Genomic DNA, 19,978 nt, shown 5'->3' on the forward strand with positions numbered 1-19,978 from the left:
CGAGGTGGTGCGCCTACGCTCGAAACATGGTTGACCACCTCGAATCCATCGTTGACCAGGCGCTCGGCGGTCGGCCAGGCCACTGGACGTTCGCCGTCGCCGGCCCGAGCGGGCCGGCGACGATCGTCGGCGATCCGTCGAGGAGCTACCGGTTGGCGTCGGTCACCAAGCCGCTGGCCGCAGCGGCGACCTGGTTGGCGATCGAGGAGGGCACCGTCTCGCTCGACGATCCGGCCGGGCCCGAGGGCTCGACCCTTGGGCACCTGCTCGCCCACGCCTCGGGGCTGCCCTTCGAAGGCCGCGATGCAATCGCCGCACCGGGCACCCGACGGATCTACTCCAACACCGGCTTCGAGGTGGCCGCCGAACACCTGGCGGCGGCGAGTGGTCTCAGCATGGCCACCTATCTGCACGAGGGCGTCTGCGCGCCGCTCGACATGGCCTCCACCCACCTGGATGCCAGCCCCGCTTGGGGTGCCACGTCGACGGTGGCCGACCTGATCCGCTTCGGCCAGGAGCTGCTTGCACCCACCGTGTTCGACCCGACGACGATCGACCGGGTGACGAGCGTGGCCTTTGCCGGGCTCGACGGCGTCCTGCCCGGCTACGGCCGCCAGACACCCAACCCGTGGGGGCTGGGCGTCGAGGTGCGGGGCAACAAGTCGCCGCACTGGACCGGGCTCGACAACTCGGCGGCCACCTTCGGACACTTCGGCCAGACCGGCACGTTTCTGTGGGTCGATCCCGAGGCGAGGCGCACGGCGGTGTTTCTGGGCGACCGGGACTTCGGGCAATGGGCGATCGACGCCTGGCCGAGGATCAACGACGCCGCCCTCGGCGCCGAGCTGGAACGCTGAGGGCGAGCCTCAGGGCTCCTGCAGGGTCGCCCCGTCCGCCTCTTCGGGGCCGTTCTCGCCTTCCGGACCGACGGTCGGGTCACCATCACCTTCGGGGTCGTCGCTCGTCGTGTCGACCGGCTCGTCGCCCACAGGCACCGTCTGTGCGACGGCGTCGAACACGAAGGGCTCGACCGCCAGCGCCTCGGCGGTCGCGGCCTTCGAGCGCAACGGCCCCTTCCACAACACGATGACGGTGCCGATGGCGATGCCGATGATCGAGGTCCAGATGTTGACCCGCAGGCCGAAGACCTTGGTGGCCGTGTCCGAGCGCATCGCCTCGATCCAGAGACGGCCCAGGAAGTACAGCGCCACGTACAACCCGAGGATCTTGCCCTTACCCAACCGGCGCTTGGAGTCGATCCATAACAGCACCCCGACGACGCCCAGGTTCCAGATCAGCTCGTACGCGAACGTGGGGTGATAGGTCTCGAAGCCGGGCACGTAACCGTCGAGGAAGCCGCCCTTGGGATCGACCTTGAGCGCCCATGGCACGGTGGTCGGGCGTCCGAACAGCTCCTGGTTGAAGTAGTTACCCAGCCGACCGATCGCCTGAGCCAACGGCAGCCCGGGAATGGCGGCATCGATGCAATCGCGCCAGTCGATGCCCATGCGATATCCGACGTAGACCCCGACGGCGACGCCGACGATGATGCCACCGGGGATGCCGAGCCCGCCGTTCCAGATCTCGAACGCCCCGGGGAACAGGCTTCGCTCGCAGTTGGGGGTACCGCAGTACAGGCGGTCGTAGTCGGTGATCACGTGGTAGATCCGCGCCCCGATCAGGCCGGCGGGAACCGCCCACAACGCAATGCTCGAAATCTGCTCGGGGTCGTTGCCCCGCGCAGCCCAACGCCTTCTGGCCAGCGCCACCGACGCCAGGACGCCGAGGGCGATCATCAGGCCGTACAGCCGAAAGGGGCCGATCGTGTCGAATGGAGGCGCCGGGATGAAGGCGAGGGATCCCAAGCTCATCGCTCGAGTCGCCTCAGGCTTCGCTGGGCTCTGCGGTCAAGGTGTCGAGCACCTTGTCGAGCGCATCCTCTTCGGTCAGGTCGAGCGCAAAGCTCAACTCGGACACCAACACGCTGCGCGCCTTGAGGAACATCGACTTCTCACCGGCCGAGAGGCCCTTGGCCTGGTCGCGCAGGGACAGGTTCCGGACGACCTCGGCCACCTGATACACGTCGCCGGACTTCAGCTTCTCCTGATGGTTCTTGAAGCGACGGCTCCAGTTGGCCGGCTCGCGGATGTCCCGCTTGGCCAGCAGGTCGAACAGGTCCTCGACCTCGTCCCGGCTGATCGGCGGGCGCATGCCAACGTCGTCCACCTTCTCCGACGGAACCGAGATGGTCACCCGGGTCTCTTCCCGCTTGACCTCGAGGACCAGGTATTCGGTGTCCTCTCCGTTGAAGTCGCGCGTCTCCTTGCGGACGATGATCGCCGCACCATGATGGGGATAGACCACTCGGTCACCAACGTCAAACGCCACAGACACCTCTGTCGAAAACGGGGTGGGCCGACACTGCGCTCGGCCCCGAAAATGAACGTGTCAGTCTCGCACGATTCTGAGGCGTTCGCCCAGTCGGCCTCAGCTGCAACCGGAGGTGCCGCCGCATTCCGGACAGGCGTGGCACGACCCGGAGCGCACCATTCGCACCCCGCACTGCATGCACAGCGGCGCGTGCGAGTCCTGGGCGGAGGACGCCGAGGTCGGCGTGGCCATCGGGTCGAGGTCCTGGCCGGTGACCGTCTCCACCGACAGCTCCTCGACGCCGGGCAGCGTGGGCTGAAGCCGCTCGGCGACCGAGAAGATACCCAGCCCGGCCCGCTCGTCCGGATCGAGATAATCGAGGGCCAACCGGCGGAACAGGTAGTCCATCAGGCTGTTGGCGATGCGAATCTCGGGATCGTCGGTCATGCCGGCGGGCTCGAAGCGCATGCCGGTCAGGCCGCGAACGTAGGAGGACAGCGGAACGCCGTACTGCAGGCCATGGGACACCGAGATGGCAAAGGCGTCCATGATCCCGGCCAACGTCGAACCCTGCTTGGAGACCCGCACGAACAGTTCACCGGGGCGCCCGTCCTCGTACTCCCCCACGGTCGCGTACCCCTTGCAATCCGCCACCCGAAACTCGAAGGTGCGCGACCGGCGAGAGCGGGGCAGCTTCTCCTTCGTGCCCCGGAAGACAACCGGCTCCGCTGGGGCCGCCGCTACCGGGTCCTTGCCGGCGGACAGCGGTTGGCCCACCTTGCAGTTGTCGCGGTACACCGCCACCGCCTTGATGCCGAGCTTCCACGACTCGATCAGGAGGGATTCGAGCTCGTCGACCGTGGTCTCCTCGGCCAGGTTGACCGTCTTGGAGATACCGCCGGACAGAAACGGCTGAACCGCCGACATCATCCGCAGGTGCCCCATCGCACCAATCGTCGGTAGCCCCATGGCACAGGCGAAGACATCGATATCGGAGGCCTTCAGGCCCGGTGCGCCCACCGCTGTGCGCTCTTCGGCGATGTAGGCCACGATCGCCTCGATCTCGTCCTGGGCGTAACCCAGGCGCCTGAGCGCCCGCGGCACCGTCTGGTTGACGATGGCCATCGTGCCGCCTCCGACCAGCTTCTTGGTCTTCACCAGCCCGAGGTCCGGCTCGATTCCGGTCGTGTCGCAATCCATCATGAAGCTGATCGTGCCGGTCGGCGCGAGCACCGACACCTGGGCGTTGCGCACCCCCACCCGCTCACCGGTCTCGATCGCCTCGTCCCACGCCTCCGCTGCGGCGGCGTTGATCGCCTGGGACGACGCCAACGTCGAGAGCCCGGCGAGGGCATCACGGTGTTGGTGCAACACCCGAAGCTGGTCGGCTCGGTTGTCCTCAAAGCCGGCGTACGGGCCCATGCGCTCGGCCACCCGGGCCGACGTGCGATAGGCGGCACCGGTCATCAAGGCGGTAATCGAGCCCGCCCACGCACGCCCGGCATCGGAGTCGTAGGGAAGCCCGAGCGCCATCAGCAGCGCGCCGAGGTTGGCGTAGCCCAGGCCGAGTTGGCGAAAGCGACGGGTGGTCTCGCCGATTGCCTCGGTCGGGTAGTCGGCGTTGCCGACCAGGATCTCCTGGGCCAGCAACGTGATGTTGACGGCGTGAGCGAACTCGTCCAGGTCGAAGCCGTCGTCATCGTCGAGGAACGACAACAGATTGAGGCTGGCCAGGTTGCAGGCCGAGTTGTCGAGGTGCAGGTACTCGCTGCACGGGTTGGAGGCGTTGATCGGGCCGGTAGCGGCCGAGGTGTGCCACCGGTTGATCGTCGAGCTGAACTGCACACCCGGGTCGGCACATTCCCAGGCCGCCTCGGCAATCTGGCGCAAGAGGCGGCGAGCCGGCACGGTGCGCAGGGTCTCGCCGGTGGCCACCGCCCGCAGCTCGTAGTCCGCATTGCCCTCGACCGCCTCCATGAACTCGTCGGAGAGACGGACCGAGTTGTTGGCGTTCTGGTACTGGACCGAGTGGGAGTCGGCCCCATCGAGATCCATGTCAAAGCCGGCCTCGGCCAGCACGCGTGCCTTGCGTTCCTCGGTGGCCTTGCACCAGATGAAGTCCTCGACGTCGGGATGATCGACGTCGAGAACAACCATCTTGGCCGCCCGTCGGGTGGTCCCACCAGACTTGATCGTGCCCGCCGAGGCATCGGCGCCCCGCATGAACGACACGGGACCCGACGGCGTGCCGCCACTGGAAAGCCGCTCGTAGGACGAACGGATTCCCGAGAGGTTGACGCCGGCTCCCGAACCACCCTTAAAGATGACCCCCTCCTCCCGATACCAGTTGAGGATCGAGTCCATCGTGTCGTCCACCGACAGGATGAAGCAGGCCGATGCCTGCTTTGGAGCGCCGGCCACGCCGATGTTGAACCACACCGGCGAGTTGAACGCCACCCGCTGGTGCACGAGCAGCCAGGTGAGCTCGGCGGCAAACGTGGCCCGCTCGGCCTCGTCGGCGAAGTAGCCGTCAGCGAGACCCCAGGAGGCGATGGTCGACACGACGCGGTCGATCACCTGACGAAGCGAGGTCTCCCGCTCGGGGCTGCCCTGCGTGCCCCGGAAGTACTTCTGAGCGACGATGTTGGTGGCGTTCTGCGACCACGACTCGGGAAACTCGACGTCGGCCTGCTCGAAGGCCGCCTCGCCAGTGCGGTAGTCGGTGATGCGTGCGGTCCGGCGAGACCAGGAGATGTCCTGGTATCCATCGTCGCCGGGCGCCGTGTGGTGCCTGCGGATTCCGACGGAGGGCGCAACTGGGGCCAGTGTCATGGCTACTCCTCGACCTTGTGGACGGGATTGGGGGGGGTGGTCGATCGACGGGCTCGGCCCGTGGTGAGCGAGCCGTTGCATGGGCGGAAGGGGGGGCTCCCGAAAAATCATTCCGGCACCCGACTCATCGTCGGTGCCGGTGCCGATCCTTCCTCGTCCCAGGTGTCGTCGACCACAGTCGACTTGCCAGCCACCACCGTCCGACCGCCCATGCAACGTTCGTTTCGACCACCATAGAGACCGCCCCACCGGGTCTGTCGAGCCCAGATCTCGTCGTCGACCCATCGGCACCGTGCGCCTTGTCCACAACGCTCCAAACACGCTGTGGACAAGGGTTCCTGGCAACCGCCGGTGTCGAAGACGAGACGGTGGCGAACCATCCGCGAGATCGCAGGGCCAGAGCCGCAAGGAGGCGGACCAGCAAGCCCGCAGCTCCAATCCACAGCGCTGTGGATGCACGTTTGGTGGCCGGTGGACAGACGGGCGCCCACCGGCCGAAGAAAATCTCGGGCCGGTAGGGTGCTCACATGCCCGAGGTGCGAACTATCGAATCCCACTCGACCGCCGTCGAACTCTTTCGACTGCTCGATCGGGAGCCTCGGCCGAGCGCCGAGAATTCGCCCTGGGTCATGGCCAACATGGTGTCGACGCTCGACGGTCGGGCTGCCCTGAACGGTCGCTCCGGGCGACTGGGTGGCCCCCTCGACCGAGCGATGTTCCAGGCGATACGTGCGCTCGCCGACGTCATCCTGGTCGGGGCAAAAACCGTCCGCGTCGAGCGTTACGGACCGATTCGGTTGTCCGCCGGGCTCCAGGAGGCCCGACGCGAGTCCGGACGGACCCCGCTGCCCACCTTGGCAGTGCTGTCCGGAAGCCTCGAGCTGCCTGACGACACGGGCCTGTTCGACGCGCCGGAACGTTTGCACGTGCTCACCGGGTCCTCCACGCCTGAAGCCGATCGGCGCGCCCTCACCGCCATCGGCGTTGCCGTCGAGCCGCTTGCGGGCGTTCGCAGCGCCGCCGAGGAGGCCACCGAAACGCTTGCCCGCTCCGGCGCACCGATGATTCTGACCGAAGGTGGCCCCGGACTGCTCGGAGCGCTGTTGGCATCGCAGTCGCTCGATGAACTCTGCCTGACGCTCGCCCCGCGCCTGGTCGGCGCGGGCCTGGCGTTGTTGGATCGACCGGACCTGGACCCTGATCGCTGGACGATGGCCCGGGCCTGGGCGGCCGAAGACGACCTGTTCCTCCGTTACCTCCGGCCGGTCTAGCCGGCAAGGCCTACCCCGGGTCGGCGCCGTTACTGCTCGGCACCTTCGACAGCCGACCCAGCTCGGCCTGGAAGTCGCCCAGGCCTTGAAACGCCTTGTACACGCTGGCGAAGCGCAGGTACGTGACCTCGTCGAGCTCGGCGAGTTGTTCCAGGACGAGCCGCCCCACCTCGGCGGTCGACGTCTCGCCGCCCTGCCCGGCCAGGCCCTCTTCGATCGCCACCGCCAGAGCCGTGGCGTCGGCCAGTGACACCGGCCGGCCCTTGGCAGCCGACAACACCCCTGCCTCGATCTTGGTTCGGTCGAAGGGCTGCTTGGTGCCGTCACTCTTGCGGACCACCAACGGGGCTTCCTCGACCCGCTCGAAGGTGGTGAAGCGGGCGCCGCAGCCAGCGCACTGGCGACGACGGCGAATACCGGCACCATCATCGACAGATCGGGAGTCCACCACCCGGTCTTCCAGTTCGCTACAAATCGGACATCGCACGAGCGGGCACGGTAACGCCCTGACGCCCAGGGCGCACGACACCGCCTATCCGAGTGGGAGCACCACACGCTGTCCCGCTCGCAAATCCTCTGATCCGTTGAGTTCGATGATCGAGTCCACAGCGTCTCGAATGTCACCCGGACGATCCAGTTCGCCGGCCAGCGACCACCAGGTGTCGCCGGGCACGACCACGTGGGTGCGAACGTCCTCGGCGGCGCCGGCCGAGCCCGACCCGCCACCAACCATCTCCGTCACGACCGCGATCGCCGCCCACATCAGCGCCAGCAGCACCAACGCAGCCACCGCCCGTCGACGGAGGTAGACCCATCGGCTGCGGCGCACCGACGGGCGCACCGGGGCCGTCGGAGCGAGCTCGCCTCGACGGGCTCGAACCGCCGGGTGGGCCGCCGACCATCGCTCTGAGTCGACCACTCGCAGGCGCGTCGCCCGCTCGATCGGCTCGGTTCGAGGATTGGAATCTGATGTCTGTAGCGCAACCATGTCGCAAGTGTCCTGATCGGGTGTGACAGTGAAGCTCGCCGGCGAGTTTCCGAACGAGTGTTCGCTCAGTTTGGGGAACGGACGTTCGACTGTCAAGGACCGATCGCACTCGCGTTCGTCGAACGGGTGTTCTTGCACTCGTAGGTGACCCCGGTTACACTGGGGAACGCTCGTTCGACCACCTCGGTCAACAGATCCATCGAGGAGCGACCATGGCCGCCAAGTCACAGCCCCCCCAGTCACAGCACCCCAAGCCTCAGACCCGGAAATCTCGGCTCTCGAAGGCACAGCCGACCGGCGAGAGCCCCGATCCGCTGACCGCACGCCAGCGTGAGGTGCTCGACTGCGTGATCGACTCGGTCAACGCCCGTGGGTATCCCCCGTCGGTGCGGGAGATCGGCACCGCAGTTGGCCTGACCTCGCCCTCCACAGTCCACTCCCACCTCGCCACGCTTCAACGCCTGGGCTACCTCACCCGGGACTCAACCAAACCGCGAGCGATCGAGGTGCACACCGACGGCAAGGCCGACGTCGCCGAACGGCGGCCGGTACGCCACGTGCCCCTGGTCGGCTCGGTTGCAGCCGGCACTGGCGTCATCGCCCAAGAGCAGATCGAAGAGCTACTCCCGCTCCCCCAGGACCTCACCGGCGACGGTGAGTTGTTCATGCTGACCGTTCGCGGGGATTCGATGATCGATGTCGGTATTTTCAGCGGCGACTATGTGGTCGCTCGTCAGCAGTCGACCGCCGATCGCGGCGAGATTGTCGTCGCCGGCATCCCGGGTGAAGAGGCGACGGTCAAAACGCTGACCACACACTCGTCGGAGGGCACCACCCTCACGCCCGCCAACTCGACGATGGAGCCCCTGTGCTATCCGCCCGGGGAGGTCGTGATCTTCGGTCGGGTGGTTACCGTGCTCCGCAAGCTCTGACCGCTTCCGGGCGGCTCAGTTGGCGTGGAGGTCGGGGTTCAACCCACCCCAGTCGGGCACCCTGGGCACCATCTCCACGGCCCCGGTTTTACCATTGCGCCGAAACAGCATCTGCGAGCCCCCGGACAGGTCTCGGGCCTTGCGAACCGACCCGTCGGCCATCGTCACCGGGGTGCCGGCGGTGAGATACAGCCCTGCTTCGATGACGCAGTCGTCGCCGAGCGAGATGCCGCAGCCACCGTTGGCACCCACCAGACAGCGCTGGCCGATGCTGATCACCTCGTTGCCACCGCCGGAGAGGGTGCCCATCACCGAGGCCCCGCCGCCCAGGTCGGTCTGGTCCCCGAGAACGACGCCGGCACTGATGCGGCCCTCGATCATCGCCGACCCGAGCGTGCCGGCATTGAAGTTGACGAAGCCCTCGTGCATGACGGTGGTGCCCTCACCCAGATAGGCGCCCAGCCGGACTCTCGAGGCGTCTGCGATGCGAACCCCCGACGGCACCACGTAATCGACCATCCGTGGGAACTTGTCGACCGAGTGCACGGTGAGCTGACGACCCTCGGTGCGATGACGGCTGCGGACCTCGGCCAGAGTGTCCGGATCGGCTGGCCCGTGGCTGGTCCATGCCACGGTGGACAGCAGCCCGAAGATGCCGTCCAGGTTGATGCTGTGCGGCCGCTTCACTCGATGCGACAACAGGTGAAGCCGGAGGTAGGCGTCGTGAGCATCGATCGGCGGCGCGTCGAGGTCCTCGATGAAGGTGACGACGACCTCGAAACGGGTGCCGAGCCCCTGATTCTCCGCAAAGCGACTCTCCCGAAGGGCCGCCAAGCAACGCCGGTTGGCTTCGGCATCCTGGGCGGTCGCCTGCAACTGCATGACCACGTCGGCCAACCGGTTTGGCGAGAAGGTCACCGTACCGGGGCCACCTTCGTGGCCGGCGTGACGGGCCAACACCTCGGCGACGTCGCCGTGAGCTGCGACGTTGACCACCTGAAAATAGGTGTCGAGAACCTTGGTGCCGTCACCCTGCACCGAGAAGGTGGCCGTGCCGATGCCGAAGGCGGCGGGTGGGGTGGCTGACATCAAATGCGCTCCCAGGGGATCGAGGATCGTCGCCGTTGCCGGTCAACCCTACGGGCCCCGCATCATAGGGTCGCCCCGCAGAACCGGTAAAAGGTGGGAAGGGACATGGCTACGGAACGTCGACGACGCCGTTCACCAAGAGGTCCCCGAGCACCGCCCAGACCCGATCGATGCTCGCTCGCTCAAGCCGTTCGTCGGCGGTGTGGGCAACGACCGGGTCCCCGGGCCCGAAGTTGGCCGCAGGGATACCGCGCTCAGCAAAGAAGGCGGCGTCGGTCCATCCGAGCTTGGCTCTGGTCTCCAGGTGATGACGCTCGATCAGCCGAGCGAGCAGCGGGTGCCCGAGCCCTGGAGGGGCAGCTCGCGACCGGTCAACCACCGTGATCGCATCACCGTCGGACAACGAAGGGGCCAGCCAGCCCCGCAGCCAGGCCTCCGCCTCGTCGAGGCCGCGGTCCGGGGCGAAGCGGTGGACGACGGTGAGCGTGACCGCATCTGGCACCACGTTGCCGGCCACGCCGCCCTCGATGGCCACCGCCTGGAGGGCCTCATGGTAGGTGCAGCCATCGATCGTCGGTCGCCGAGGCCGCCAGTCGTTCAACCGCAACAAAAGCTCGCCCGCTCGATGGATGGCGTTCTGCCCCATCCATGCCCGAGCGGTGTGGGCCCGGACACCCCTGAGCGCAACCTGCACGCGCACCGACCCCTGGCAGCCCGCCTCCAGCGCACCATCGGTCGGCTCCCCCAGGAGGGCGACGTCTCCGCCGAGCAGGTCGGGTCGAAGGCGCTCCAGCTCGAGCAGCCCCGAATGGGCGGTCGCCACCTCCTCTCGGGCATAGAACACCCAGGTGACGTCGACCGCCGGTTCAGCGATGGCGCAGGCCAGGTCCAACATGACGGCCAGGCCGCCCTTCATGTCGGCCGAGCCCAGCCCCCACAGCACATCGCCGTCCAGTCGCGGAATCGAATTGTCGTTGGCGGGAACCGTGTCGAGGTGCCCAGCCAGGATCAATCGGGCGGAACGGCCGAGGTGGGTCCGGGCCACGACGTTGTCCCCAACCCGGTCCACCGTAAAGGTCTCCCCTCGAGCGCTCACCAGCGCAGACAGGTCAGCCTCGACGAGATCGGCCAGTGCACGCTCGTCGAAGCTCTCCGACCGCACCCCCATCAACCGGCTGGTCGCCGAGAGCAGGTCGGTCGTGAGCTCAGGCACGGTCGTCGGCGACCGGAGGCTCACCTTCGGTCGGCGGTTGGTCGCCGGCATCGGGGCCAGCCGGGGGCCCTGCCCGGGGGAATTCCGGCGGCGGCGGCGGATCGCGGAAGGCGTGATCGGTTGGCGGGCCCCAGCGGCCGGGGAATGCCGACCCGCCCGAAGGTCCTCGTCCGTCCGCCCGGCCGGCCCGGGCACTCCGCGCCCGGACCCACACCGAGGCGACCCCGAAGCAGGCCGCCAAAACCAACCCGGCCGCCGCCGGTGCGAGACCCAGCAACATCCACAAGGCATCGGCCTCCCGGTCGGCCCGATCGAGGACGACGCGGTCGTCCTCGAAAAGGGATCCCGCCGGCTCGCCTCCCTTGACCGCCACGTCGAGGGTGTACGTGCCGGCGCGCGGGATCCTCACGGTGTGAAAGGCCACGTAGCTGCGATCGTCGATGATCGTGCTCAGCACCGGATCCGGCGTGTCCAAGCCCAGCTCGCCCCGATCCGAACGGACGGTGACGTCGAGGGATCCGGGCACCCCCGTCGACGGCGCTGCCTGCTCGTAGAACACGTCGTAGGTGCCCGGTTGTTCGATGCGCACCTTCTCGCTGGAGGGAACCCGTTCACGGACCACGGCATCGCTCGACGGGCCGAGACGCTCCATCGACCGGCCGGTCAGCAACTGGGTGGCGAGAAACCCGACCATCACCGACACGCCGGCTGCGAACAACAACCCCATCGCCCAGCGCATTGCCTTGGACTGAGCCACCTCGTCGGCCGTCTGTACCGCTCCCTCCTGAGGACTCACGGAGTTCCGCCGGACTCGGTACCGGCGCGACCCTCGACCAGTGCCCTCACCCGCGCCCGGTCGCGTGCTCGCCCGACGCCGACCGCCACTCCCATGCCGACCACGAACAATCCGGCGCCAACTGCCGCCCCCCAGATCATGAGGGCGGTGCCGGTCGACGCCACATCGGGATCGGCGACGACGATGGCAACATCGTCACCGGCCGAGGAACCGTCCGGGTCGACCGTCACCGTGTAGTCACCTCCGACGGCGACAAACGAGCCGATCGGGATCATCTCGGTCGACACACCGGCATGGCGATCGATCTTGGCATCGGTATCGACCGGAACCTCGCCATCGCCTCGGGTGACGATCGGTGTCAAATACCCCGGGACCCCTGGGTCCCCGGACAGGGTGGAGCGCTCGAGGTAGATGGCAAACGGCTTGTCCCGGGACGGGGATGTGAAGGACACCTGACCGGGGAAATCTGTTCGTCCCACCTCTTCGGGACCACCGTCGGAGAGAAATCCGATGGCGACCAAGCTGACGGCAAGAATCACCCCGACCACCGCCATCGCAGCCCCCAGATAGGCCCAGATCACCGATGGTCTCACCGACTGGGGGCGCGTCGAGGCGCCGGGCAGGTGAGGGCGCGAGGTTGCCGACGACGTCATCGCCCCCATCATCGCAGCCCCAACCCGTCGGGTGGGTGCACGAGCATGCCTGGAGCGTTCACCGCCGCCAACCGGCGCCGCCGGCGAGGACCCCACGCAGTGCCTCCAGACGCCGGGCGGCCTCATCGATCTCGGCGTCGGGGCGTACGGCGGCCAGGCGGACCCGGCCTGCTCCGGCCGCCCCGTAGATCGAGCCCGGCTGCACCAGGACGCCCGCCCCGGCGAGGGTCGCAACCGCCGCACGGTCGTCATCGCCAACGTCCAGCCACAGGTAAAACCCGCCCTCCGGCAGGCGAACATCGAAGCACCCGGCCGACACGGCCGCCTCCGCCAGGCGTTCGAGGCGTCGAAGATATCGCTCGCGCTGCTCGGTCACGTGTTGCTGGTCGCTCCAGGCCGTCGCTCCGGCAGCCTGCATGGGCCCGGGCACCACCAACCCCAGTTCCCGGCGCCGCTCCCCCAGCTCGGCGATGAGGGCGGCGTCGCCGGCGTAGAACCCGATCCTCCCCCCGGCCAGGTTTGATCGCTTGGAGAGCGAGTGGAGCGCCAACACGCCACTCGTTCCCGAGGAGAGCATCGTCGAGGCCGGCAGCCCCACCTCGCCGACCGGCGCTCCGCTCCACGTGTACTCGACGTAGCACTCGTCGGAGCACACGACGATGCCCCGCTCGCGCCCCCAGGCCGCAGCCGCCTCCAGATCGTCGAGTCCGCCGGCCGGGTTGCCGGGCGAGTTCACCCACAGCAGCCTGGAACGGGCGGCATCGTCGGCATCGACCCCAGCCAGATCGAGCGTGAAGCGATCGGTCATCGGCACCCGCACCACCCGGCAGCCGGCCAGCTCGGCGCCCACAGCGTAGGTGGGATAGGCGACCGCCGGGATGAGCACGGTGTCCCGGCCGCGGCCACATCCCGCCCCGAGCAGTAGGGCCAGGCCGGCGACGAACTCCTTGGTCCCCACGCAGGCCGCCACCGACTCGGGGTCGATCTCGACATCGAGTCGACGGCGCATCCAGTCGGCCGCCGCCTGCCGGAAGACGGGCGAGCCCACCGACTTGCCGTAGGGCCCCAGGCTGTCGGCGGCCGACGCCATCGCGTCGATCACCAGGTCGGGCGGGGGGTCGCACGGCGACCCGAGCCGCAGGTCGATCGCCCCTTCGATCATCGAGGCTCGACTGGCGCCGCCGGTTCGAACTCGGCGAAACGGCCCCGCTGCTCCTCGCGCAGTCGGGTTCGCATCACCATCTGGTCGGGGCCGGACACCTCGGAGAGCACCTCGCCGTGGGCGTGCACCGAGGCGATGACATCGCCCCGGGCCCAAGGGATGTGCAGTTCGACCACCGGGCGCTGCGAGCGGAGGCGGTCACCGATCGCCTCGACCAACGCGTCGATCCCCAAACCGGTTGCCGCAGACACCGCCACCGCACCCGGGCTCGCCTCGGCCAGCCGGTCGGCGTCGGGGGAAAGGTCGGCCTTGTTGAACACCAGCAGTTCCGGGCGATCCCCACCCCCTACCTCGGCGATGATCGCCCGAACCACTGCGATCTCCTCGGCCGGGTCGGCCGACGAGGCATCGACGACGTGCACGAGCAGATCGGCCTCGGACACGACCGACAGGGTGGTTTTGAAGGCCTCGACCAGCTCGTGGGGCAGCTTGCGGATGAAGCCGACCGTGTCGGTGAGCAGCACCACTTCCCCACCCGGCAACGCCAGCTGACGGGTCGTCGGGTCCAGCGTGGCGAACAACCGGTCCTCGACGAGGACCCCGGCATCGGTCAGAGCGTTCTCCAGCGTCGACTTGCCGGCGTTGGTGTAGCCGACGACCACCACGTGGGCGACGCCCGAGCGTTGGCGGGCCTTTGCCTGGGTGGCCCGGTGGCGTCCCACCTCCCGGAGTTCGGACTCGAGCTTGTGCACCCGCCGTCCAAGCCGACGGCGGTCGGTCTCCAGCGCCTTCTCGCCCGGACCGCGTCGGGCGCCTCCGAGGCCACCGGCCTGCTGGGAGAGCGCCCGGCCGCGGCCCTTCAATCGGGGCGCCAGATAGCGAAGCTGGGCCAACTCGACCTGGGCCTTGCCCTCCTGGCTAGAGGCGTTCTGGGCGAAGATGTCCAGGATCACCGCAGTACGGTCGATCGCGGTGCGGCCGAGCAGCTTCTCCAGCTTGAACTGCTGGGCAGGGCTCAGCTCGTCGTCGAAGACGACCGTGTCACAGTCGGTGGCTTCGGCGAGCGCCTTGATCTCGGCCGCCTTGCCGGATCCGACGTAGGTGGCCGGGTCGGGGGCGCGACGCCGCTGGGTGATGCGACCCACCACGTCGGCGCCCGCCGTGTCGACGAGCAATGCCAGTTCGTCCAAGGAATCCTCGACGGTGCCGGCGCCCCCGGCGCCGTCGATGGCGACGGCGACGGCGACCAGCAGGATCCGCTCCCGGTAGGTTCGCTCGATGAGACCTCGGGTCTCACCACCGAACTCGCCAAAACCACCGCGGTGCGACTCCTCGGTGGGCTCGGCCGGCTCGACGACCGATACCGCTTCATCGGCCGCATCGTCATCGGTCAGCGCTCCGCCGTAGAAATCCTCGTCGCCGATGCCGTCGTCGCTGATGTTGTTGCCCTTCATGTTCGTGTTGCTCAATGCGTCTCCACGTCCGCCACATAGGTGGCCGGACCGATCAGCGACGCCGACTGTGACCCGAGTTCGACCGTCACCTCACCACCGGGCATGGAAACGACCACCGTGTCGCCGACCAGCCCCCAGCTGCGGGCCACCCAAGCCGCCACGGTGGCGCCCGAACCGCAGGCCTCGGTGATGCCGACGCCGCGCTCCCACGGTCGCATGACCAGTCGGTCCTCCCCTGACTGTTCGATCAGGTGGACGTTGGCCCCGCCCGGCACGGCGCTCTCCACGCGACGCCCCACCTTGATCAAGTCGACCGAGGCCAGGTTCGGGGCCAACGAGCCAGGGCCGAGCAGAACGACGTGGGGGTTGCCCACCGACGCCGACATCGCTTGGTCGATCCCCAGTTCGCCGATGACCGCTGGCAGCTCCGGGCCGGCGCCGACCGGACCCATCTCGACGCAGACGGTGAGTGTCGCCGGATCGTCCGAGGACGTTGCGATGGCCTGGCGGACCCCGCCGGGCGTGGCCACCGACACCTGACCATCGCTGCGGTTGGCGGAACGCAGCCAGGCCTGAGCCAGACAACGCAGCCCGTTGCCGGAGATTTCCGCTTCGGTGCCATCCGCGTTGTGCAGGCGAAAAGCCACATCTGCATCGGGGGCCGCAGCCCCCCAGATCAGCCCGTCGGCACCAATGCCGGTGTGTCGATCGCACAGCGAGCGGGCGAGCTCTGGGCCGGCCGAAAGCGGGCCGTTGTTCGCTTCGAGGGCGACCAGAAAGTCGTTGCCCAGGCCGTGGTGCTTGGTGAAGTGCATGTGCAGCCCACGCTATCGGTCCTGGCCGGCCGTGGCCCTCGGAATTTCTCTCTCCCGGAATGGCGGCCATTGGACCTCAGGTCGGCTCCCATGCCCCAGCCGTTGCCCAGGCCGCCTGCACCCGGTCGGCGACGGTAGCCGCGTCCGCTTCTGCGTCCACCCACACCAGCCGGGGGTCGCGCCGGAACCAGCGTTCCTGGCGAACCGCCAGCTGCTGGGTGCGTTGCACGGCAGCCGAGACGGCGTCCGTCAGGGTGCGCTCACCGTTGAGGTGCTCGGCCAGCTCTCGGTATCCGAGCGCCTGGGAGGCGGTCCGAGAGAGGCCGCCCGGCAGCTCCACCAGGGCCCGCACCTCATCGAGCAAGCCGGCGTCGATCATTGCGTCGAAGCGCTCGGCGATGCGACCGGCGGTCACCGCCCGCTCCAGACGAAGCCCAACCTGCACGAACGGCGTCGGCGGGTGGGCATCCAGTCCCGGCCCAAACGACGAGAACGGGCGGCCGGCGCCCAGCGTGACCTCCAACGCTCGCAGCACTCGGCGCCGGTTGGTCGGCTCCATTCGCTCGGCCGCCACCGGGTCGAGGCTGGCCAGGCGCCCGTGCATCGACCGGAGGCAGTCCTCATCGACCGCCTCGGCCTCCAGCGTGGCAAGCACCTGCGGAAATCGGCCGGGAAGGGCCAGATCGTCGATCACCGCCTGGTGGTACAACCCGGTTCCACCGACGAGCAGCCCGTGTGCTCCGCGGCCGACGATGTCGTCGAAGGCCTTGTCGGCGGCGCTCTGGAAGCGGGCCACCGAAAACTCCTCATGTGGCTCGACCGTGTCGACGAGGTGGTGGGGCACTCTTCGGCGCTCGGCGAGCGTCGGCGTCGCCGTGCCGATGTCGAGGTGCCGGTACACGGTCATCGAGTCGGCGGCCACCGCCTCCAGCGGGCTCACCAGCTCGGCGAGCGCCAGCGTGACCGCCGTCTTGCCGGAGGCGGTTGGCCCGACCAGCGCACACGGCCGATCCAGCCCGGCCGCACCTGCCCATCGAGCGCGTCCCGACCCGGGTCGCGCAGTACTTCCCACCCCCGCCGGGCGCGGCGCTGCGGCGCCGAGGTCGGCGTCGGACAGGGGGGCCAGGCCCAGATCCCAGCGCACGTCGCTCATCGCCCGCCGAAGCTCGGCACCCAGATCCTCGGGTTCGACCACCCTCAGCCCCGTCCCACCCGCACCAGCGCCACGACGGGCTCGCCCGCCTCGTCGGAGGCCCGCAGATCCACCCGGGCGGTCAGGCTCCACTCGTTGGTCTCCTCCGGGTCGACCAACCACTGGGTGAGCGCCCAGCGATCGTCGTACTCGTCGATCTGCAGGAACCGTGCGCTGCGGGCATCGGCGTCGATGCCGATCGAGTCCCACTCCTCCCAGTAGGGCTCCATCAGGTCGCGCCACCACACCAGGTCCTGCTGGGTACCGTCCTCGAACACCAGCTTGGCCAACGCTCCGTGGTCGTGGCGGGCCAGCGCCTGCACCCAGCGAAACACCTCGGTGCGCACCATCGCACGAAATGCCCGCCGGTCGGCGGTGATCGGAGGCGGCGTGGTGTCGAGGGCCGCTGCGTCGAGCACCGCCACCTCGGCGCCTTCCCCCAGGGCGCCCTCCAACAGCTCGTATTCCTCCAGCAGCGACGAGTCGACCTGGCGGATCACTGCGCCCACCCAGGCGGTGATCTCCTCGAGCTCCTCGGTGCGGGCGCCCTCGGGCACGTTGCGCTGCAGGGTGCGATACACCTCGGTCAGGTAGCGCAACAGCACCCCCTCGGAGCGCTTGACCCCCAACAGCGACACGTAGTCGCGAAAGCCAAGGCCCCGCTCATAGAGATCCCGGGCAACCGCCTTCGGCCGCACCCACTCCCCCGTCACCCATGGGTGACGTTCGGAGAAGCTGGCGAGCATCGCCAGCAACTCGTCGCGCAGCGGTTGGGGCCAACGGATCTCCGCCAGCCGCTCCTGGCGTTCGTCGAAATCGACGCCGTCCATCTTCATCCGCTGGTAGGCCTCGTCGCGAGATTTGCGCTGCTGGGCGATCAGCACCTGGCGGGGATCGTCCAGCGAAGCCTCAACCACCGAGAGCACCGACAACGCGTACTCAGGGTCGTCGGGCTCGTAGCTGTCGACCACCTCGACGACGAAGGGCGACAGGGGCCGGTCGAGGGCGAAATCCTGCTGAAGGTCCCCGTGGACAACGAGGATCCGGCCGTCGCCTCCAGGCTCCTCCAGCCGGGTGAGGATCTCCGCCGCCTCGAGCGAGCCGATGATCGCCGCCGCCCGGTCGGCCAGGGCCAGCTTGGCCCCCTCGCTCTCGTGTGACCCCTCGATCAAACGGGCCAGTGCCACCTCCCCGTCGCCCGGACGCGAGAGCACGTGCAGCACCATCGAGTGGGTCATCGTCAGGCGAGAGTTGAGCCGCTCCGGCGTGCCGGCGGTCAGCCGTTCGAAGGTGTCGCGGTTCCAGTGGGCGTAGCCGCGTTCGGGCGGCTTCTTCTTGACGATCCTGCGCAGCTTGGCGGTGTTGGTGCCCGCCTTCTGCTCCGCCCGGAGGTTCTCGACCACGTGCGGAGGAGCCTGGGCGAGGACGTAACCCTCGGTGTCGTAGCCGCGCCGCCCGGCCCGGCCTGCCACCTGGGCAAACTCCCTGACCGTGAGGATGCGGGTCTCGACGCCGTCGTACTTGTAGAGCTGTGTAAAGAGCACCGTGCGGATCGGAATGTTCACGCCGACCCCAAGCGTGTCGGTGCCGCAGATCAACCGCAGCCAGCCCTCCTTGGCCAGACGCTCGACCAGCAGGCGGTAGCGGGGCAACAGCCCGGCATGGTGCACGCCCACACCATGGGACAAGAAGCGCTTGAGGTCCTTGCCAAAGGGGGTGTCGAAGCGCACCCCGGCCAATACGCCGGACAACTCCTGGCGGTCGGCCTTGGTCAGCACGTTCAACGACGTGAACGCCTGTGCCTGCTCGGTGGCCGCCTGCTGGGTGAAGTGCACCACGTAGGCCGGCACCCGCTCGGCGGCGATCAGCTCCTCGACCGTTTCGGTCAGCGATGTCGTCCGGTATTCGAAGCTCAGCGGCACGGGCCGCTCGATGCCGGTCACCACCTCGACGTCCCGTCCGGTTCGCCGTAGCAGGTCGTCGGCCAACCAGCTGATGTCACCGAGGGTGGCGGACATGGCGAGGAACCGGGTGTCGGCCAACTCGAGCAGCGGCACCTGCCACGCCCAGCCTCGGTCGGGCTCGTCGTAATAGTGGAACTCGTCCATGGTGACGTGGGTCGGTGCGCCCCCCGGCGTACCGCCGAGGGCCTGGTGGGCGAGGATCTCGGCGGTGGCGCAGATCACCGGCGCGTCCGGGTTGATCGTGGCGTCACCGGTGAGCATCCCCACCATCTCGTCGCCGAGCGCTTCCCGAAGCTGGAAGAACTTCTCCGACACCAGCGCCTTGATCGGGGCGGTGTAGACCGAGCGCTCCCCCGCCGCCAGGGCGGCCACATGACCGGCGGTGGCGACCAGCGACTTTCCCGATCCGGTGGGCGTGGTGAGGATCACGTGGCTGCCGGCAAAGAGCGCCAGAATGGCCTCCTCCTGGGCCGGGTAGAGCGCGAGGCCCTGATCGGCCACCCACCCGAGGAACGCTTCCAGCGCGTCGTCGGCGTTGGGGTGTTCGGGCAGTACCAGGCGGGTCACCCGGTGGAGTCTGCCAGCCGCCCGCGTGCCCGGTCCTGTTCGGCCTGGCAGTCGGCGTGCACCCAGCACCGGGCCGAGTGGTCGTTGACGACCCCGAGCGACTGGAGTGTCGAATACACCGTCGTCGGACCAACGAAGCGAAAGCCCCGCTTCTTGAGTGCCTTGGACAGTGCTGTCGCCTCAGGAAGGGCTGCCTCGGGCGATGACCCCGAGGCGCCTCCGCACGACCACAGCAGCTCGCTCAGCGAGTCGCCCGCCACCCACAGATCGAGGGTCGCCCGGGCGTTGCCGACGGTGGCCTCCACCTTGGCCCGGTTGCGCACGATGCCGGCGTCGCCCAGCGCAGCCTCCACCTCGGATTCGCCCCAGGCGGCCAGCACCTCTGGATCGAAGCCATCAAAGCGCTCGCGGAACGCCGGGCGCTTCGACAGGATGGTCAGCCATGACAGACCGGCCTGGAATCCCTCCAGGCACAGCTTTTCAAAGATCGCCCGTTCGTCGGTGACCGGCCGACCCCACTCGGTGTCGTGGTAGGTGCGATAGATGTCGGGGTGGATGCCCCAGGCACACCTCACCCGCCCGTCCTCACCGACCGCCAGGCCTTCGCCGGGAGAAGATGGTTCCGCCGTGTCGGGATCGGTTGCGTTCGCCATCGGTTCACGATGACCCAGCGACGGGTT

Annotated in this window: 18 protein-coding genes; 3 read left to right on the forward strand and 15 right to left on the reverse strand. The window is 68.5% G+C overall.

Translation table 11 applies throughout. From position 1 onward, the window contains the following. Positions 1–26 precede the first annotated feature (26 nt). Positions 27–857 carry a serine hydrolase domain-containing protein gene (locus tag PKD89_RS12960; protein ID WP_289010840.1) on the forward strand — a complete coding sequence of 277 codons (831 nt, stop codon included), beginning with the start codon at positions 27–29 and terminating at the stop codon, positions 855–857. 9 nt (positions 858–866) lie between these two features. On the opposite strand, the gene lgt is transcribed toward PKD89_RS12960, so the two are convergent. The 3 genes from lgt to PKD89_RS12975 all read right to left on the reverse strand — a co-directional run bounded on the left by lgt (position 867) and on the right by PKD89_RS12975 (position 5,202). Further along, the gene (gene lgt / locus PKD89_RS12965) at positions 867–1,871 is read right to left on the reverse strand and encodes a prolipoprotein diacylglyceryl transferase (RefSeq protein WP_289010839.1); all 1,005 of its coding nucleotides are present in this window, start codon (positions 1,869–1,871) and stop codon (positions 867–869) included. A gap of 13 nt (positions 1,872–1,884) precedes the next feature. After that, the gene (locus PKD89_RS12970) at positions 1,885–2,388 is read right to left on the reverse strand and encodes a CarD family transcriptional regulator (RefSeq protein WP_287375137.1); all 504 of its coding nucleotides are present in this window, start codon (positions 2,386–2,388) and stop codon (positions 1,885–1,887) included. Positions 2,389–2,487: 99 nt separating this feature from the next. Next, positions 2,488–5,202, reverse strand: a complete 2,715-nt coding sequence (locus PKD89_RS12975) for a vitamin B12-dependent ribonucleotide reductase (protein ID WP_289010838.1) — start codon at positions 5,200–5,202, stop codon at positions 2,488–2,490. A gap of 527 nt (positions 5,203–5,729) precedes the next feature. Here PKD89_RS12975 and PKD89_RS12980 point away from each other — a divergent pair. Next, complete coding sequence (locus PKD89_RS12980; RefSeq protein WP_289010837.1) at positions 5,730–6,473, forward strand: dihydrofolate reductase family protein; 744 nt, start codon at positions 5,730–5,732, stop codon at positions 6,471–6,473. A gap of 10 nt (positions 6,474–6,483) precedes the next feature. Here the strand turns inward: PKD89_RS12980 and nrdR are convergent, their stop codons facing one another. Both nrdR and PKD89_RS12990 read right to left on the reverse strand, forming a co-directional pair. Continuing rightward, positions 6,484–6,960 carry a transcriptional regulator NrdR gene (nrdR, locus tag PKD89_RS12985; RefSeq protein ID WP_289010836.1) on the reverse strand — a complete coding sequence of 159 codons (477 nt, stop codon included), beginning with the start codon at positions 6,958–6,960 and terminating at the stop codon, positions 6,484–6,486. A gap of 45 nt (positions 6,961–7,005) precedes the next feature. Then, positions 7,006–7,461, reverse strand: coding sequence for a LysM peptidoglycan-binding domain-containing protein (locus PKD89_RS12990; RefSeq protein ID WP_287375145.1), 456 nt, complete (start codon positions 7,459–7,461; stop codon positions 7,006–7,008). Between the two features lie 212 nt (positions 7,462–7,673). Here PKD89_RS12990 and lexA point away from each other — a divergent pair, with 212 nt between their 5' ends. Then, positions 7,674–8,393: a transcriptional repressor LexA gene (lexA, locus tag PKD89_RS12995; RefSeq protein ID WP_289010835.1), complete on the forward strand. Its 720-nt coding sequence runs from the start codon at positions 7,674–7,676 to the stop codon at positions 8,391–8,393. A gap of 15 nt (positions 8,394–8,408) precedes the next feature. Here lexA and PKD89_RS13000 read toward each other — a convergent pair whose 3' ends face one another. The 10 genes from PKD89_RS13000 to PKD89_RS13045 form a co-directional block, all read right to left on the reverse strand. Further along, a complete protein-coding gene (locus PKD89_RS13000; protein ID WP_287375148.1) occupies positions 8,409–9,482 on the reverse strand; it encodes a tetrahydrodipicolinate N-succinyltransferase N-terminal domain-containing protein in 1,074 nt (357 codons plus the stop codon). A 109-nt stretch (positions 9,483–9,591) separates the two neighbouring features. After that, positions 9,592–10,695, reverse strand: a complete 1,104-nt coding sequence (dapE, locus tag PKD89_RS13005) for a succinyl-diaminopimelate desuccinylase (RefSeq protein ID WP_289010834.1) — start codon at positions 10,693–10,695, stop codon at positions 9,592–9,594. Beyond that, entirely contained in the window at positions 10,688–11,491 is an 804-nt protein-coding gene (locus tag PKD89_RS13010; protein WP_324332485.1) for a hypothetical protein, read from the reverse strand. The genes dapE and PKD89_RS13010 overlap by 8 nt, the downstream gene beginning before the upstream one ends. After that, the gene (locus PKD89_RS13015; RefSeq protein WP_287393477.1) at positions 11,488–12,144 is read right to left on the reverse strand and encodes a hypothetical protein; all 657 of its coding nucleotides are present in this window, start codon (positions 12,142–12,144) and stop codon (positions 11,488–11,490) included. The genes PKD89_RS13010 and PKD89_RS13015 overlap by 4 nt, the downstream gene beginning before the upstream one ends. A gap of 58 nt (positions 12,145–12,202) precedes the next feature. Next, positions 12,203–13,306 carry a pyridoxal phosphate-dependent aminotransferase gene (locus PKD89_RS13020; RefSeq protein WP_287375158.1) on the reverse strand — a complete coding sequence of 368 codons (1,104 nt, stop codon included), beginning with the start codon at positions 13,304–13,306 and terminating at the stop codon, positions 12,203–12,205. Beyond that, positions 13,303–14,775, reverse strand: coding sequence for a GTPase HflX (hflX, locus tag PKD89_RS13025; RefSeq protein WP_289010832.1), 1,473 nt, complete (start codon positions 14,773–14,775; stop codon positions 13,303–13,305). Before hflX ends, PKD89_RS13020 begins: the two co-directional genes overlap by 4 nt. Next, a complete protein-coding gene (dapF, locus tag PKD89_RS13030) occupies positions 14,772–15,575 on the reverse strand; it encodes a diaminopimelate epimerase (protein ID WP_289010831.1) in 804 nt (267 codons plus the stop codon). Before dapF ends, hflX begins: the two co-directional genes overlap by 4 nt. Before the next feature lie 76 nt (positions 15,576–15,651). After that, entirely contained in the window at positions 15,652–16,770 is a 1,119-nt protein-coding gene (gene miaA, locus PKD89_RS13035; protein WP_287375168.1) for a tRNA (adenosine(37)-N6)-dimethylallyltransferase MiaA, read from the reverse strand. Between the two features lie 2 nt (positions 16,771–16,772). After that, complete coding sequence (locus PKD89_RS13040; protein WP_289010830.1) at positions 16,773–19,298, reverse strand: DEAD/DEAH box helicase; 2,526 nt, start codon at positions 19,296–19,298, stop codon at positions 16,773–16,775. Beyond that, complete coding sequence (locus PKD89_RS13045; RefSeq protein WP_289010829.1) at positions 19,295–19,951, reverse strand: DNA-3-methyladenine glycosylase I; 657 nt, start codon at positions 19,949–19,951, stop codon at positions 19,295–19,297. The genes PKD89_RS13040 and PKD89_RS13045 overlap by 4 nt, the downstream gene beginning before the upstream one ends. Between the last annotated feature and the right edge of the window lie 27 nt (positions 19,952–19,978).

It is taken from the genome of Candidatus Neomicrothrix sp., from assembly GCF_035329545.1.
Lineage (GTDB): Bacteria > Actinomycetota > Acidimicrobiia > Acidimicrobiales > Microtrichaceae > Microthrix > Microthrix subdominans.